Genomic DNA, 16,388 nt, shown 5'->3' with positions numbered 1-16,388 from the left:
TGTTTGGGAGTTGATGGTAAGGGAGGGTAGCTCATGAGGCTAGAGCGTTTAAATTATAATAAAATCAAAATCTTTCTAACTTTTGATGACTTAACAGAACGTGGTTTAACAAAGGAAGACTTATGGCATGACAGCCAAAAGGTTCATCAACTTTTTCGAGACATGATGAGTGAAGCCAGCGACGAATTAGGGTTTGAAGCAGATGGACCAATAGCGATTGAAGTATACTCTCTTCAGGCTCAAGGGATGGTCATCATTGTGACAAAGGACATGGTAGCTCAAGACGAAGATGAGGAATTTAATGATGAATATATTGAAATGCAGGTTACTGTAGACGAAAGTGATGATATTTTTTATGAATTCGGGTCACTTGAGGATATCATTTCATTAAGTTCTAGATTACATGTTTTAGGGATAAAGGGTGGCAAACTTTATTCTTTTCAAGATCATTTTTATTTAGAATTACAGGAATATGAGCTGAATGAGCAGCTGACAGAAAATATTATAGCCATACTTTCTGAATTTGGAACCCCTGCAACTATAACAATATATAGAGTTATTGAATATGGTAAAGAGCTGATGAATGAAAAAGCAATTGAGCAAATCTATAACTATTTTATTAATAAAAACGCGTAAATAAATGAGTAGGCTGATCATTTTTTAGACAGCCTCTTTTTTGTGAAAAAAATTAATGATTTGTCTTGGTTATCTCTAGTGGTATGATAAATAAATAGGCACTCATCTATTTTGAAAGAATACGATACGATAGTGTCTTTAATATATGAAATTGATAATAGTCTTTGACATAGGCAAGGAGTGGAATGTTGGTTATGAAAGTAGCTGTTTTATATGGGGGAACATCTGGGGAGCGGGAAGTTTCTTTATCATCAGGAAAAGGGATCATCAATGCTTTAGAAAAGAAAGGCCATGAGGTCATCGGGATTGATTTTAACCCAAGTAAAATCAATGAGTTATTAACATTAGATGTGGATGTTGTTTTTATCGGATTGCATGGACGTTTTGGAGAAGATGGAAGAATACAAGGCCTTTTAGATATGCTGAATATTCCCTATGTTGGCTCCGGTGTTTTGGGATCAGCGCTAGCGATGAATAAAGTTAAAGCCAAAAGAATAATGGAAAGTGTTGGCATTCGTGTTGCTAAGGACCAAGCAATAAACGCTGAAACGTTTAGTCGTGAAAGTTTTGTTTTGGAAATCGATTATCCTGTTGTTGTCAAACCTGCTAGTGAAGGCTCAACAATCGGCATCACGATTGCAAATAATGAACAAGAATTACTAGCTGGAATTGAAGAAGCCTTCAAACATGATGAGGATGTATTAATTGAAGAGTTTATTGCCGGAATGGAAGTTACTGTATCTGTTTTAGGAAAAAAAGGTGTAGAACAGGCGCTACCAGTCATTGAAATTGTGCCAAAAAATAAATTTTACGACTATGAGGCTAAATATGCTCCAGGTGGTAGTGATCATATTATTCCTGCAAGAGTCAGCGATGAAATAACGGTATACCTTCAGAAAAATGCTGTTTTGGCACATCAATCATTAAACTGTAAAACATATTCACGGACCGACTTTATTGTCCCATTTGATGGCAGTTTACCAGTAGTATTAGAGGTCAATACCTTACCGGGAATGACTCCAACCAGTCTGTTTCCTGATGCAGCCAAGGAAATTGGCTTATCCTACGAGGATATGATTGAAAGGCTTATAGAATTATCGCTAAAATAAAAGAACACCCATTGCTTCATAGTAGGGTATGAATACTATAGTGAATCTTTAGGAGGTAAAATTCCATGGCAGCCGATAAACCAGGAATCGAAAATAATGATAAACTAGATATCCTGAAATCAACGCAAATTATTATAAAAAATGCATTGGATAAACTTGGTTATTCTGATGAAGTATATGAGTTGCTAAAAGAACCGTTACGAATCATGACCGTTCGTATCCCCGTACGGATGGATAACGGATCAATCAAAATATTTACAGGGTACCGTGCACAACATAATGATGCAGTAGGGCCTACTAAAGGCGGTGTTCGTTTCCACCCAAGTGTCACTGAAAAAGAAGTTAAAGCTCTTTCAATATGGATGAGTTTAAAGTGCGGAATTGTCGACTTGCCATATGGTGGCGGAAAAGGTGGGATCATTTGCGATCCACGTGATATGTCGTTTAGGGAACTGGAGAACTTAAGCCGTGGCTATGTTCGTGCAGTCAGTCAAATTGTCGGTCCTACAAAAGATATTCCGGCCCCGGATGTATTTACTAATTCACAAATTATGGCCTGGATGATGGATGAATACAGTCGTATGGATGAATTTAATAATCCGGGCTTTATTACGGGAAAACCGCTCGTGCTTGGAGGTTCCCATGGCCGTGAATCCGCAACTGCGAAAGGTGTAACCATTTGTATTTATGAGGCTTTAAAGAAACGGAATATTGATATTAAAGATGCAAAAGTCGTTGTTCAAGGGTTTGGCAACGCTGGCAGTTTTTTAGCTAAATTTATGCACGATGCTGGTGCAAAGGTGATTGGAATTTCTGATGCATACGGAGCATTGTTTGACCCGAACGGACTTGATATTGATTATCTACTAGATCGACGTGATAGCTTCGGTACAGTAACGAAGCTATTTAAAAACAAAATTACTAATAAAGATCTTCTTGAACTGGATTGCGATATTTTAGTCCCAGCAGCAATTGAAAATCAAATTACAGAAGAAAATGCAAATAAGATTAAAGCGAAGGTTATTGTGGAAGCAGCTAATGGCCCAACTACATTGGAAGCCACGAAAATATTAACGGACCGCGGAATATTACTTGTGCCTGATGTCCTTGCTAGTGCTGGTGGAGTCACTGTATCCTACTTTGAATGGGTTCAAAATAACCAAGGTTATTACTGGTCAGAAGAAGAAGTTGAAGAAAAGCTCCAAAAAGTAATGGTTAAGGCCTTTAATAATGTATATGAAACAGCACAAACCCGAAAAGTTGATATGAGATTAGCAGCTTACATGGTAGGTGTGCGTAAAATGGCAGAAGCATCAAGATTTAGAGGCTGGATATAACGAAAAGCGGAAGCGCCCGTTTAGCGAAGTTTACGAGTCGCTGGAGCTAGACATATAAAACACATGAGTCCTCGTAAAATCTACGGGGACTTCTGTATTTAAGGAGGAATATCAAATGAACAAAGAAGATGTCATCATTGTTGGTGGTGGACCTTGCGGTTTAGCGGCGGCAATTGCACTCGAAAACCAAGGATTTCAACCACTTGTTATAGAAAAAGGAAATATCGTTAATGCTGTTTATAGATATCCCACCCACCAAACATTTTTTAGTACAAGTGAAAAATTGGAAATTGGAGATGTTCCATTCGTATCTGAAAGTAGAAAGCCAACTAGAAATCAAGCATTATGTTATTACCGCGAGGTTGTGAAACGGAAACAGTTGCGCATTCATACATTTGAGCGTGTTCTTCGTGTCGAAAAGAAAAGTGAGCAACAATTTATTGTTTATACCCAATTGAAAAATGGGGAGAAAACTACATATGAAAGTAAACACATCGTTATTGCCACAGGATATTATGATAATCCGAACTATATGAATATTCCCGGCGAGAATTTGCATAAGGTAATGCATTATTTTAAGGAAGCACATCCATACTTTAATACAGAGGTTGCCATCATCGGTGGAAAAAATTCTGCAGTTGATGCGGCACTCGAACTACATAAAGCGGGAGCAAAAAGCATTACCGTATTATATCGCGGCAGTGAATTTTCTGGAAGCATCAAACCGTGGATTTTACCTGAGTTTGAGTCATTGATTCGCCATGGCCAGATCAATATGGAGTTTAATGCGATTGTAAACGAAATTACTGATGCCACGATTATCTATACTGTTAATGGACAGGAAAAAGTACTGCCAAATGATTTTGTCTTTGCAATGACTGGATATAAACCAGACCATGCTTTTTTAAGAGAAATGGGCGTGGGTGTCGATGTGGAAACAGGCCGTCCCTCATTTAATCCAGATACGATGGAAACGAATATCACCGGGATCTTTATTGCTGGAGTAATTGCAGCAGGAAACAATGCAAATGAAATTTTTATTGAAAACGGCCGTTTTCATGGCGGCCTTATAGCAAACTATCTTAGTGGACAACAGCAGTAAAGGGTGAAGATTTTGAAAAAAAAAGTTGCCTTAATCACAACTGGTGGAACGATTGCAAGTAAGGAAATTTCAAAAGGCCTATTAAATTCAGGAGCGATGTCCGGCGAAGAATTAGCAGAACTATGCCAACTGCCTGAAGATATAGAAGTGAAAATTATTGATGTTATGCAAAAACCAAGCATGCATATCGATTTTGGCCAAATGTTAAAAGTTCGTCGTGCAATTTTAACTGAATTAAACGATCCAACAGTTTGTGGTATTGTTGTAACACACGGAACCGATTCAATGGAAGAGACTGCCTACTTTCTTGATTTAACTATTAACGATTCGAGACCTATCGTTGTTACAGGGTCACAAAGGGCGCCACAGGATATAGGTACAGATGTATATTCCAATCTTCGAAATTCTATCTATGTTGCCGTTAATGAAGAACTAAAAAATGTTGGGGTTGTTGTCGTCTTTAATGAGCGGATCTATTCAGCAAAATATGTTAAAAAAGTTCATGCCTCCAACGTTCAAGGCTTTGAATCATTCGGATATGGCTATCTTGGCATCATTGACAATAATATCGTCAGTATTTATCAAAAACCAATAACAAAAGATAACTATCAAATTAAAAAACAAATACCAAGAGTGGATATAATTAAGTGCTATTCGGGGGCGGACGGGGTATTCATCGAAGCTGCCATTAAAGCAGGTGCCAAAGGAATTGTATTGGAAGGGGTTGGCAGAGGCCAGGTTTCACCCTATATGATGGATGCGATTAAAAAAGCAATTGCGGCAAAAATTACTGTAATGGTTACGACAAGTGCGGAAGAAGGCAAAGTCTACCCAGCCTATGGATATGTAGGAAGTGCCTATGATCTAAAGCAAAATGGGGTCCTGTTAGGAGAAGATTACGACAGTAAAAAAGCGAGAATAAAATTAGCGGTTCTATTAGCCTCAGTTGACAAAATTGTGCAAGCAAATTTCAAGTGAAAATTCCAAAATTTTTTAGTTCTTCCTCTATACCATGTCTCATGTTACCATTAAAGATGTAAAAATAATGGTATAAAGAAAGGATTATTTTATCCCAATGTTAGCTATTATATCAAGTGGAGTGGCACCTGGGCTTGCACTTTTAGCTTATTTTTATTTAAAAGATAAATTTGATGCGGAACCTATTAGTATGGTTTTTCGGACCTTTATATTTGGCGCTTTACTCGTTTTTCCAATTATGTTTATTCAATATGCCTTTTCGACTGAAGGGGTTTTACAAAGCAATTGGAATAATGCCTTTTTATTATCAGGATTTTTAGAAGAATTTTTTAAATGGTTTATTCTTTATTTCGCCGTGTTTCAACATACAGAATTTAATGAACGCTATGATGGAATTGTCTATGGGGTATCTGTATCCCTTGGTTTTGCAACGGTTGAAAATATTCTTTATTTATTTGCTAATGGAATCGAATTTGCTTTTGGCAGAGCCCTTTTGCCGGTTTCAAGTCACGCTTTATTCGGTGTTGTAATGGGTTTTTATTTAGGAAAAGGGAAATTTACCACGATCGAAAAAAAGAAACTGTGGATTGCCTTGTCTTTATTTCTACCCGTTTTTCTTCACGGAGCGTACGATTTTATTTTATTAACGGTTAAAGAATATTGGGGATACATTATCGGTCCATTTATGATCTTACTTTGGATCAATGCTTTAAGAAAGGTTAAGGAAGCAAATCAGCTTGATGAATCAAATGTGATCCAGTTATTCGAAGAAACAAATAATATTTCCAAATAAAAACACGACATCTGCCATAATTGGTAATTGTCGTGTTTTTTCATGCATAAAATGTCAATCTCTACAGAAAATACTTATAGGTAACATTCCTATAAGGAGGTTTCTTGGAAACATGTATTATAAACATTTAGTAAAATATTTGCTTATGCTTACACTGCTTGTCGGAATTGCTGCCTCTACTTCAAATGAAGAAAAGGCCAGCGCTTTTTCAAATCAGGTCATTCAAATAGGGGCGGTTGGTGATGATGTTATTGAATTGCAGGCTAGGCTTCAATACTTGGGATTTTACCATGGGAAAATAGATGGTGTATTTGGATGGGGGACTTACTGGGCATTGCGAAATTTTCAATCTGAATTTGGAATGCCAATCGATGGCTTGGCCGGAGCTGCTACAAAACAAAAACTAGTTAACGCTTCAAAATATGATAAAGCACTTGTTAAAAAAAATGTAGATCAAGGTAAAAGTTTTACATACTATGGTGGAACACCAAAGGAACAACAAGTAAAAAATGATCAACCTAAACAACAACAAACTGCACAAAAACAAGCATCTCCGTCAAAGCCATCAGCTGTTAATATGCCAAATGGATATTCCCAAAATGATATTCAGTTAATGGCAAACGCAGTATATGGTGAGGCAAGAGGCGAGCCGTATGTCGGGCAGGTTGCTGTTGCTGCGGTCATTTTGAATCGTGTCAATAGCCCCTCCTTTCCTAATACCATTTCGGGAGTTATTTTTGAACCAAGGGCTTTTACCGCTGTGGCGGATGGGCAAATCTGGTTGACACCAAATGAAACAGCCAAAAAGGCTGTTATTGACGCCATCAATGGATGGGATCCTACGGGAAATGCAATTTATTATTTTAATCCTAATACTGCCACTTCTGCGTGGATTTGGAGTAGGCCGCAAGTTAAACAAATTGGAAAACATATATTCTGTATGTGAAAATTGAGGTGATTGTCTTTGCTTCGAGTCATATTAATCATATTTTTCGCAATTATAGTCGTTGGTACAGGATTCTGGGGTTATCAAGAACACCAGGAAAAAAATGCGATTCTAATTCATGCGGAGAACAATTATCAACGGGCATTCCATGATTTAACTTATCAAATTGATTTATTACAAGATAAAATTGGGACAACTTTAGCGATGAACTCAAGGTCACAGCTATCACCGGCATTGGCTGATGTTTGGAGAATTACATCTGAAGCACATTCGGATGTGGGGCAATTGCCGCTAACGTTAATGCCATTTAATAAAACTGAGGAATTTTTATCTAATATTGGTGATTTCTCTTATAGAACTGCTGTTCGTGATTTGGGAAAGGAGCCGTTAACAGATGGTGAATATAAAACATTACAGCAATTATATTCTCATGCAACTGAAATTCAACAGGAGTTAAGAAAAGTACAGCATCAGGTTATTGAAAATAATTTAAGATGGATGGACGTTGAGCTTGCTCTAGCATCGGAAAAGGAAAATCTTGATAATACAATTATCGATGGTTTTAAAACTGTAGAAAAAAATGTTGAAGAATATTCAGAGAGTAATTTTGGTCCTGAATTTACCCAAATGAATGCAAAAAACGATAATAGCTTCAAATATTTAAGTGGAAAAGAAATAACAAAAGAAGAGGCAATGAATGAAGCAAGGAAGTTTTTGCAAATTGAAGAACCTGTAAATATGAATGTTACAGAAAATGGGGAAGGTTCGGATATCGGCTTTTACAGTATTACGATCAATAGTCCAAAACAAAATTCTGAAATATATATGGATATTACCAAAAAGGGCGGTTATCCCATTTGGGTATTAAACCATCGAGAGATAGGTCAATCGAATATTAGTTTAAATGAGGCTGCTGAAAAAGCTAAAAAATATTTAAATGATCAAAACTTTAAAGATTTACAGCTTTTTGAAAGTGCTCAATATGATCATGTCGGTGTCTTTACCTTTGTAGCAGTGCAGGATGGCGTGAGAGTCTATCCAGATTCGATTAGAGTAAAGGTTGCTCTTGATGAAGGAGATATTATCGGATTTTCGGCCAATGATTATTTAATCGCTCATCATAAGCGTAAGATTCCAAAGCCAGAAATATCATTGGAACAAGCCCGCGGGAAAGTGAATCCGTCTGTAAAAGTGATGGAACACCGATTAGCGATCATCAATGATGACTTAGGGAAAGAAGCATTATGCTATGAAATACTAGGGATCATCAATAATGATACGTATCGTATTTACGTTAATGCTATTGATGGTTCAGAGGAAAAGGTCGAAAAATTAAAGAATGCTGAACCAATATATGAACAGGTTTAAGGAAAAGTCACGATTAGACTTTTCCTTTTTTTTGTTCCATGAGATAATAATGGAATGAGTAGTGTTGGATATACGGAGGGACGAACATGCTGAATATTGGGGATACGTTAAATATAGAAATTAAATATTCAGATAGTCGTGAAAAATTCAAATGCAAGATTGTTGATAAAAGGGGGCATCAACTTCTAATCGATTACCCAGTCAGTGAAAAAACAGGAAGAACAGCCTTTTTTTTAGATGGTACACAAATTAAAGTTTCTTTTTTTGCAAAAGATAATGCTGCCTATATGTTTGAATCCGAGATTATCGGCCGAATAAAGGAAAATATTCCGATGATCATCATTAGTTATCCAGGTCAAGATAAATTGATCCGTGTACAAAGAAGAGAGTTTGTTCGAATTGATGCAACCGTTGATATTGCTGTCCATCCGATAAACGATGAATTTAAGCCTTTTACAACCGTTACAGTTGATCTAAGTGCGGGAGGAGCTGCTATCATCCTACCTCCAAATCATAATTTTAAACCGCAAACGCAAATATTTTGCTATTTGGTGCTACCTTTGTCTAATGGTGAATACAATTATATAAAAGCCCATAGTAAGATAATTAGAATTATTTATGGAACTAAGGGCACGAGAGATAAAGCACCAATTCAATTTATCGATTTAAAAGAAGCCCAAATTCAACAAATTATACGCTATTGTTTTGAGCGGCAATTAAGTGAAAGAAAAAGAGGAATGTAACGCATAGTTCCCGTAAACTGTGAAATACTAACCAAAAAATGGTTGGTGTTGGGAAATGAAAACAGTTGAAAAATACATATATAAATTCGTGATCCTGCATCTAATATTTTTAATTATTGGTCAATATTTGATTTCTAAAGAAACTCTGGCACCTTATTTAAACAAAATTGTTTATTATGAGGGTGTTATGAAAGATCAGTACTCAGAGATAATTGAAACGATGAATAGATAATAGCAGGGCTTACCTGCTTTTTTTTGTTTTAGATTACAAAGTAATAAACTTAACTTATACTTAATTACGACTACATCAACTTGGGGTGATTTTTTTGAAAAAGATTAATGTTGCAATTGACGGTCCCGCTGCGGCAGGAAAGAGTACTGTGGCCAAGCGTGTAGCTGAGAAGTGTTCTTTCATATACATAGATACTGGTGCAATGTACCGAGCCCTTACATATAAAGCTCTCGAACAAAAGATTGATTTAGAGGACGGTCCGAAACTTGTTGACCTATTGTTGCAGACGAAGATTGAGCTGGAACCGGCAGATAAAGGCGGAAAAGTATTGGTTAACGGTGAAGATGTTACAAAGGAAATACGCGAAAATGATGTAACCAATCATGTATCGATTGTTTCTAAGCATAGCGGGGTCAGAAAATTACTCGTTGAAAGGCAGCAACAGTTGAGCCGTCAAGGCGGCGTTGTGATGGATGGCCGTGATATTGGAACGCATGTCCTACCCAATGCAGAAGTAAAGGTTTTTATGGTTGCCTCTGTGGAAGAAAGGGCTAAAAGAAGGTTTGAAGAGAATTTACAAAAAGGAATTCAAACAGATTTAGAGAAATTAAAAGAAGAGATTTCTCTTAGAGATAAATTAGATTCAGAGAGAGAAGTGGCTCCTTTACAAAAAGCAATCGACGCTGTAGAGATTGATACGACTTCCTTATCAATTGATGAAGTCATTGCAAAGATTATTGAGTTAATAGAAGAGAGGAGTTGAGACCATGTGGCTATATAAGTTTGGGAAAGCTCTTTGCAGCATTTACTTTAAATCGCAATACAAAATAGAGGTAGTAGGTACAGAGAATATTCCTAAAGATGGGGGCGTTTTGCTCTGCAGCAATCATATATCTAATAATGATCCACCCCTTGTCGGCGTTACATGTCCGAGGGATATAAGCTTTATGGCTAAGGAAGAGCTTTTTAGAATGCCTGTCATAAAAACAATCATGCATGGAATCCGAGCTTTTCCAGTAAAGCGGGGGATGAGCGATCGAAATGCCCTGAAAGCGGGACTATCCTTATTGAAGGAAGGAAACGTTCTAGGGTTATTTCCGGAAGGAACAAGAAGCAAGACAGGTGAATTGGGGACAGGTCTTGCTGGGGCTGGTTTTTTCGCACTTAGATCAAATGCTGCTGTCGTCCCTTGTGCTGTTATTGGTCCTTATAAACGGTTTAACAAGATGAAGGTTGTATATGGAAAACCGATTGATTTTGAACCAATTCGCGCAGGTAAATTATCTGCACAGGATGCGACAGATATCATCATGAAAGAGATCGGACTATTGATTGAAAATAACACTCTCGATAGGCATTCTACTTGACAAATTGGTCCGTTTATTAGAAGTTAGAAAAAAGCACAAAAAATACATTGAAAAGCAGACTGTTGTTTGTGGATTGAGGAGGGTATTTTTATGTCAGAAGAAATGAATCAAAATTTGGAAGTTAAATCATTTGCCATAGGGGATACTGTTGGTGGCAAAGTAACAAAAGTTGAAGATAAGCATGTCTTAGTTGATATTGGTTTTAAAGTAGAGGGAATTGTTCCAATTAGTGAGCTATCTTCTTTACATATCGAGAAAGCTGGCGATGTTGTAAAGGTTAACGATGATTTAACATTAAAAGTAATAAAAGTGGAAGAAGAAGAAATCATCCTGTCTAAAAAAGCAGTAGATGCAGAAAATGCATGGGATGAGCTTGTGAATAAGTTTGAAACTGGGGAAGTTTTTGAAGCTGAAGTAAAGGATGTCGTTAAAGGCGGCTTAGTCGTTGATATTGGTGTACGCGGCTTTATTCCAGCTTCCTTAGTTGAAAGACATTTTGTAGAGGATTTTTCCGAATATAAAGGAAGAAATATAAGCCTAAAGGTCGTTGAGATTGACCGCGAAAAAAATCGTGTTATTCTTTCACATCGTGCTGTTCTTGATGATGAGATTGCGTCTCAAAAACAACAGACTATTGATGCTTTAAAAGTTGGCCAGGTTTTAGAAGGTACGGTTCAAAGATTAGCTGATTTTGGGGTTTTTGTTGATATCGGGGGAATTGATGGATTAGTACATATATCTCAACTTGCACACCAACATGTAGATAAGCCTGCTGATGTTGTAGCAGAAGGACAGAAAGTAAAAGTTAAAGTACTTTCCATTGATAAAGATAATGAAAGAATTTCATTGTCTATTAAGGAAACATTACCCGGACCATGGGATCTTATTGAATACAAACGAGGTGATGAAGTCTCGGGAACAGTGAAACGTTTAGTTAACTTTGGTGCATTCGTTGAGGTAGCTCCAAATGTTGAAGGGCTTGTTCATATTTCACAAATTTCTAATCGCCACATTGCAACTCCACACGAAGTATTAAAAGAAGGCGAAAAGGTAAAAGTAAAAATTCTTGATATTAATAAAGAGAATCAAAGAATCTCGCTTAGTATCAAAGAATTACTCGAAGAAGATCCAAAGGAAGATTATAAAGCCTATCAACCAACAGAAGAATCCTCTGGTTTCTCTTTAGGTGATAGACTAGGCGACCAATTAAAAAAATTAAAATAGTAAAGTAGTGATGTTACGTGAAGAGATCAGAACGAAAAATACAGCACCTTAATTCCGCCTTATCTCTTAACAGAGAATTCGATAATGGGTTAGACGACGTTCGATTTGTTCACCATAGCATTCCAGACCTTTCTATTGATGAAGTGTCGATAAACACTAAAATAGGCGAACTTAATTTAAGTTCGCCTATTTTTATCAATGCGATGACTGGAGGCGGCGGTGAGAGAACGGCTCAGATTAACCGACGGCTTGCAATGGTAGCCAAAGAATGTCATATTGCAATGGCAGTTGGCTCACAGATGGCCGCATTAAAGGACTGGGATGAAGAACATTCATATCGCGTTGTTCGCGAAGAAAACCCAGACGGAATTGTAATTGCCAATCTTGGTAGTGAGGCAAGCGTTGATCAGGCCAAAAAGGCGATTGAAATGATTAGAGCTGATGCGATTCAAATTCATTTGAACGTCATTCAAGAATTAACAATGCCAGAAGGAGATCGGAATTTTCGCGGTGCATTAACAAGAATCGAGAGAATCGTGACAGAGTTGAATGTACCGATCATCATTAAAGAAGTGGGATTTGGCATCAGCCGTGAAACGGCAAGGCAACTATCTGATATCGGTGTTTCGATCATAGATGTTGGTGGCGTTGGTGGAACAAATTTCGCTGAAATAGAAAATGACAGACGTGACCCAAAATTGCTCTTCTTTAATGATTGGGGGATCACTACGGCAGCTTCAATTATAGAAACCTCACAGGCACCAACAGTTTCTATTATTTCCTCTGGTGGATTAAGAGATTCTATTGATATCGCTAAATCAATTACATTAGGTGCATCTGCCACTGCATTTGCTGGTAGGTTTTTACAGATTTTAGTATCCGAAGGCGAAGAAGCTTTGATTAAAGAAATAGAGCAGCTCGAACATCATTTGAAATTCATTATGACGGCGCTTGGTGCTAAAACAATCAAGGACCTGCAAAAAGCCCCGGTTGTTATAAGTGGAAATACTCATCATTGGTTACATCAACGAGGGATTGAAACAAAGGCATTTAGTAACCGTACAATTAATAGTTGAAAAAAGAAGGATCGTGCTGATCCTTCTTTTTTATTTTCGCTTTTCTTATTTATTCAATTCTCTTGATGCATCAGGGCTTTCAAGAATTGTAGCACCTTTATTGTGGATTTCTTGGTCTCTGTCTGAACTAACTTTACCAGATTCCCTTAGTTTCTTTTCCTGGCGATCTCGTCCCATTCTAATTGCTCCTTTCTATGTATAATTCTTTATTAATATTTTCCTTTTCACAAACTTTATACTGAGGTAACTTGAAAAATTGGCAAAAGAATGAAATTCTCCCATTTGAGTCATAATGGTTAGTGGTGGTGATTTTTTGTGGAAGGAATATATTTTTATTGGTTTAGTTGGATTGGCTGGGTCATTACAACTTTTTTTATGAAAAAGGGCAAGGTTAGAACAACATTAAGCTTCTTTATATTATTCATGATTATTGGTGGCGATATTACCTATCATCTAACCGGGTATTCCATTCATGCCCCGTTTATCCTACTATTCTTTTTTTCTTTAGTTTTTATAGCGAAAACAAAAGGTTTTATGCAATTATACTATCTTATTTGCTCGCTTATTATTTCGATTGGCTATGTTTGTTTCCACTTATTTGAGTTATTCGACCCTGTTTGGCTTATATTTGACCGAAAGTGGATGCTCTCTTTTGTTATTCTTTATTTGATTTTGATGTTGGTAAAAGATCCTAACCATCGTCTTGCCGTAGCTTTGATGGGTATTTGCAACGGAGAATTATTGTATTCAATGATACTGACAAAATTTTTCGGCGGAATTGAAATTGGCAATTTTGTCTTTTTGGATGCGCTTGCCTTTAATATTCTTTTTATTTTAATTTGGAATTCATTTGAAAAAATTGTGCATGTATTTGAAGCAAACATTTATAAAGGAAAAGCAGGGAGGGTTCAGCGATGAGCGAGTATACATATCCAATTCTTTTTGGTGTTATTATTGGAACTTTTACAAGGCTTTATATGTTACGAACAGACTACCGCCAATATCCAACATATCTGCATGGAAAGGTGATCCATATTGCGTTAGGCTTTATTGCTGCCGCTTTAGGGACTGTAGCTATTCCGTCAATTATGGAGGAGGAGTTTACGGCGATTACATTTTTAACGCTTGCCGCTTCGCAATTCCGTGAAGTACGCAACATGGAGCGGAATACCTTAACTGAGCTTGATGAATTTGAACTTGTACCAAGGGGGAAGACGTATATTGAGGGGATTGCTGTTGCGTTTGAAGGTCGAAATTATCTTGTAATTTTTACATCCTTTATTACAACACTTGCTTATATCGTAGTCGGATGGTGGGCCGGTATTATAGCGGGGGTCATTTGCTTATTCATTTCGAAAAAATTAATGTCTGGGAACAAACTAAATGAGATTGTTGACATTGAACACCATGAACTTCATTTTGATGGTGCCGGTCTTTATATTGATAATATCTATATTATGAATATTGGTTTGCCTGCACGTCAGGAAGAAGTATTGAAATATGGGATGGGTTTTATCTTAAAACCAAAAAATTTTAATGTAAGATCAACGATTGCAAATCTTGGGCAACGTCAAGCCATATTGCACGATGTATCTGTTGCGTTGGGGGTGTTTCGCGACTCCGGAACACCTGCGTTAGTTCCACTTGCCAAAAGAGACCTCGATGATGGCCGGGTCGGTGTGTTTATATTGCCGCAGGAAAAAGATATTGAGAAAGCAATAACTGTAATTGGACAAGTTCCTGTATTGGAGAATGCGATCAGAATGCCAACTGAATCAAAAGCCCATAAGAAGGGACGGGAACTATCATGAATTTAGAAAAATATATATTGGCAATTATTACAACAAATCCCAAAAAGGCGACCGGTTCAACAGCTATATTTCCTTGCGAAACCAATGAGGAAATGGAGTTTGTTGCAGCTAACTTGGAAGCAATATTGGATGGAATTGCCCATCGGTTAACAGATGAGCTATATATAATTGTAAAACATTAACTGTACTGAACAGAAACTTGGTGGAATATTCCGCCTTTTGAAAAGGTTGTTTGAAATGTGTTTATTTGGTAGTATTATTTAGTTAATACGGTAAAATTATTTTCCCTTCTTAACATAGAAGGGTTTTTATACGTAATCAGTGATTTATTGGAAAGGAAGATAGATATGGCAAAACCGGTAGTAGCAATCGTCGGTCGTCCTAATGTTGGCAAGTCAACGATCTTTAATCGTATTGTTGGGGAAAGAATTTCAATTGTAGAGGATGTTCCAGGAGTAACGAGAGACCGTATTTATAGTTCAGGAGAATGGCTGAATGTAACATTTAATATTATTGATACAGGCGGTATTGAAGTGGGGGACGAGCCTTTATTAGTCCAAATGAGACAGCAGGCTGAAATCGCCATTGAGGAAGCGGATGTTATTGTTTTTATGGTTAATGGTCGGGAAGGGATTACGGCGGCCGATGAAGAGGTTGCCAAGCTTTTGTTCCGATCTCAAAAACCAATCGTTCTAGCTGTTAACAAAATTGATAATCATGAAATGAAAGATCAAATTTATGAGTTTTATTCATTAGGCTTTGGTGAACCATTTCCGATTTCTGGATCCCATGGCTTGGGATTGGGTGATTTATTGGATGAAGTGGTAAAAAATTTTCCGAAAAGCAGTGACGAAGAGTATGACGATTCCGTCATTCAATTTTGTTTAATTGGACGGCCGAATGTAGGGAAATCCTCATTAGTTAATGCTATTTTGGGCGAGGATCGAGTAATTGTAAGCGATATTGAAGGAACAACAAGAGATGCTATCGATACAAAACTGACACGCGAAGGTCAGGAATATGTCATCATCGATACGGCAGGAATGAGAAAAAGGGGGAAGGTCTACGAAAATTTAGAAAAGTACAGTGTATTACGTGCATTAAAAGCAATTGAGCGATCAGATGTTGTTTTAGTAGTTATAGATGGTGAAAAAGGAATTATCGAGCAGGATAAGAAAATTGCCGGATATGCCCATGAGGCCGGTCGTGCCGTTGTTATTGTCGTTAACAAATGGGATGCAGTAGAAAAAGATGAGAAAACGATGAAAGAATTTGAACAGAATATTCGTGACCATTTCCTATTTTTGGATTATGCTCCGATTGTATTCTTATCAGCTAAAACAAAAAAGCGAATCCATACGCTGTTGCCAATGATCAATTTAGCTTCGGATAGCCATAATATGCGTGTTCAAACGAATATTTTGAATGATGTGATTATGGATGCCGTAGCGATGAATCCTACACCGACTGATCGTGGAACAAGATTAAAAATTTATTATGCTACCCAAGTAGCGGTAAAACCACCGACATTTGTAATCTTTGTTAATGATCCTGAATTATTGCACTTTTCCTATGCACGTTTCTTAGAAAATAGAATTCGTGAGGCGTTTGAGTTTACGGGAACACCGATAAAAATTATTGCAAGAGCAAGAAATTAACTTTTGCA

Annotated in this window: 19 protein-coding genes; 18 read left to right on the top strand and 1 reads right to left on the bottom strand. The window is 37.2% G+C overall.

Going from position 1 to position 16,388, the window contains the following annotated elements; translation table 11 throughout:
• The first annotated feature begins 33 nt into the window (after positions 1-33).
• The 14 genes from BAZO_RS09295 to fni all read left to right on the top strand — a co-directional run bounded on the left by BAZO_RS09295 (position 34) and on the right by fni (position 12,911).
• Positions 34-636: a genetic competence negative regulator gene (locus BAZO_RS09295; protein WP_003331186.1), complete on the top strand. Its 603-nt coding sequence runs from the start codon at positions 34-36 to the stop codon at positions 634-636.
• 194 nt (positions 637-830) lie between these two features.
• Complete coding sequence (locus BAZO_RS09290; protein ID WP_003331185.1) at positions 831-1,745, top strand: D-alanine--D-alanine ligase family protein; 915 nt, start codon at positions 831-833, stop codon at positions 1,743-1,745.
• A 65-nt stretch (positions 1,746-1,810) separates the two neighbouring features.
• Entirely contained in the window at positions 1,811-3,082 is a 1,272-nt protein-coding gene (locus BAZO_RS09285; protein WP_003331184.1) for a Glu/Leu/Phe/Val family dehydrogenase, read from the top strand.
• 115 nt (positions 3,083-3,197) lie between these two features.
• On the top strand, positions 3,198-4,184 hold the full coding sequence (locus tag BAZO_RS09280) for a YpdA family putative bacillithiol disulfide reductase (RefSeq protein WP_003331183.1): 987 nt from the start codon (positions 3,198-3,200) through the stop codon (positions 4,182-4,184).
• Between the two features lie 12 nt (positions 4,185-4,196).
• Complete coding sequence (locus tag BAZO_RS09275; RefSeq protein ID WP_003331182.1) at positions 4,197-5,162, top strand: asparaginase; 966 nt, start codon at positions 4,197-4,199, stop codon at positions 5,160-5,162.
• Between the two features lie 97 nt (positions 5,163-5,259).
• The gene (gene prsW / locus BAZO_RS09270; protein WP_003331181.1) at positions 5,260-5,955 is read left to right on the top strand and encodes a glutamic-type intramembrane protease PrsW; all 696 of its coding nucleotides are present in this window, start codon (positions 5,260-5,262) and stop codon (positions 5,953-5,955) included.
• A gap of 112 nt (positions 5,956-6,067) precedes the next feature.
• Positions 6,068-6,901: a spore cortex-lytic enzyme gene (gene sleB / locus BAZO_RS09265; RefSeq protein WP_003331179.1), complete on the top strand. Its 834-nt coding sequence runs from the start codon at positions 6,068-6,070 to the stop codon at positions 6,899-6,901.
• 18 nt (positions 6,902-6,919) lie between these two features.
• Entirely contained in the window at positions 6,920-8,269 is a 1,350-nt protein-coding gene (gene ypeB, locus BAZO_RS09260) for a germination protein YpeB (RefSeq protein ID WP_003331178.1), read from the top strand.
• An 86-nt stretch (positions 8,270-8,355) separates the two neighbouring features.
• A complete protein-coding gene (locus BAZO_RS09255) occupies positions 8,356-9,012 on the top strand; it encodes a flagellar brake protein (RefSeq protein ID WP_003331177.1) in 657 nt (218 codons plus the stop codon).
• A 55-nt stretch (positions 9,013-9,067) separates the two neighbouring features.
• Positions 9,068-9,244 carry a YpfB family protein gene (locus BAZO_RS22565; RefSeq protein WP_003331176.1) on the top strand — a complete coding sequence of 59 codons (177 nt, stop codon included), beginning with the start codon at positions 9,068-9,070 and terminating at the stop codon, positions 9,242-9,244.
• Positions 9,245-9,338: 94 nt separating this feature from the next.
• On the top strand, positions 9,339-10,007 hold the full coding sequence (gene cmk, locus BAZO_RS09250; RefSeq protein WP_003331175.1) for a (d)CMP kinase: 669 nt from the start codon (positions 9,339-9,341) through the stop codon (positions 10,005-10,007).
• Between the two features lie 4 nt (positions 10,008-10,011).
• The gene (locus BAZO_RS09245) at positions 10,012-10,611 is read left to right on the top strand and encodes a lysophospholipid acyltransferase family protein (RefSeq protein ID WP_003331174.1); all 600 of its coding nucleotides are present in this window, start codon (positions 10,012-10,014) and stop codon (positions 10,609-10,611) included.
• A gap of 90 nt (positions 10,612-10,701) precedes the next feature.
• Entirely contained in the window at positions 10,702-11,835 is a 1,134-nt protein-coding gene (gene rpsA / locus BAZO_RS09240; RefSeq protein WP_003331173.1) for a 30S ribosomal protein S1, read from the top strand.
• 17 nt (positions 11,836-11,852) lie between these two features.
• Positions 11,853-12,911 (top strand): type 2 isopentenyl-diphosphate Delta-isomerase, encoded by a 1,059-nt coding sequence (fni, locus tag BAZO_RS09235; RefSeq protein ID WP_003331172.1) that lies wholly within the window; start codon positions 11,853-11,855, stop codon positions 12,909-12,911.
• A gap of 45 nt (positions 12,912-12,956) precedes the next feature.
• Here fni and BAZO_RS21680 read toward each other — a convergent pair whose 3' ends face one another.
• Complete coding sequence (locus BAZO_RS21680; protein ID WP_003331171.1) at positions 12,957-13,088, bottom strand: YpzI family protein; 132 nt, start codon at positions 13,086-13,088, stop codon at positions 12,957-12,959.
• A 138-nt stretch (positions 13,089-13,226) separates the two neighbouring features.
• On the opposite strand from BAZO_RS21680, the gene BAZO_RS09230 reads away from it, so the two are divergent.
• From BAZO_RS09230 to der, 4 genes are all read left to right on the top strand, one after another.
• A complete protein-coding gene (locus tag BAZO_RS09230) occupies positions 13,227-13,829 on the top strand; it encodes a YphA family membrane protein (RefSeq protein WP_003331170.1) in 603 nt (200 codons plus the stop codon).
• Complete coding sequence (locus BAZO_RS09225; RefSeq protein WP_003331168.1) at positions 13,826-14,722, top strand: YIEGIA family protein; 897 nt, start codon at positions 13,826-13,828, stop codon at positions 14,720-14,722. The genes BAZO_RS09230 and BAZO_RS09225 overlap by 4 nt, the downstream gene beginning before the upstream one ends.
• A complete protein-coding gene (locus BAZO_RS09220) occupies positions 14,719-14,904 on the top strand; it encodes a capping complex subunit for YIEGIA (RefSeq protein ID WP_003331167.1) in 186 nt (61 codons plus the stop codon). The genes BAZO_RS09225 and BAZO_RS09220 overlap by 4 nt, the downstream gene beginning before the upstream one ends.
• 165 nt (positions 14,905-15,069) lie before the next feature.
• The gene (der, locus tag BAZO_RS09215) at positions 15,070-16,380 is read left to right on the top strand and encodes a ribosome biogenesis GTPase Der (protein WP_003331166.1); all 1,311 of its coding nucleotides are present in this window, start codon (positions 15,070-15,072) and stop codon (positions 16,378-16,380) included.
• Positions 16,381-16,388: the final 8 nt, after the last annotated feature.

Source organism: Schinkia azotoformans LMG 9581, assembly GCF_000307855.1.
Classification (GTDB): domain Bacteria; phylum Bacillota; class Bacilli; order Bacillales; family Bacillaceae_J; genus Schinkia; species Schinkia azotoformans.
This window is presented reverse-complemented; position numbering and strand designations above follow the sequence as displayed.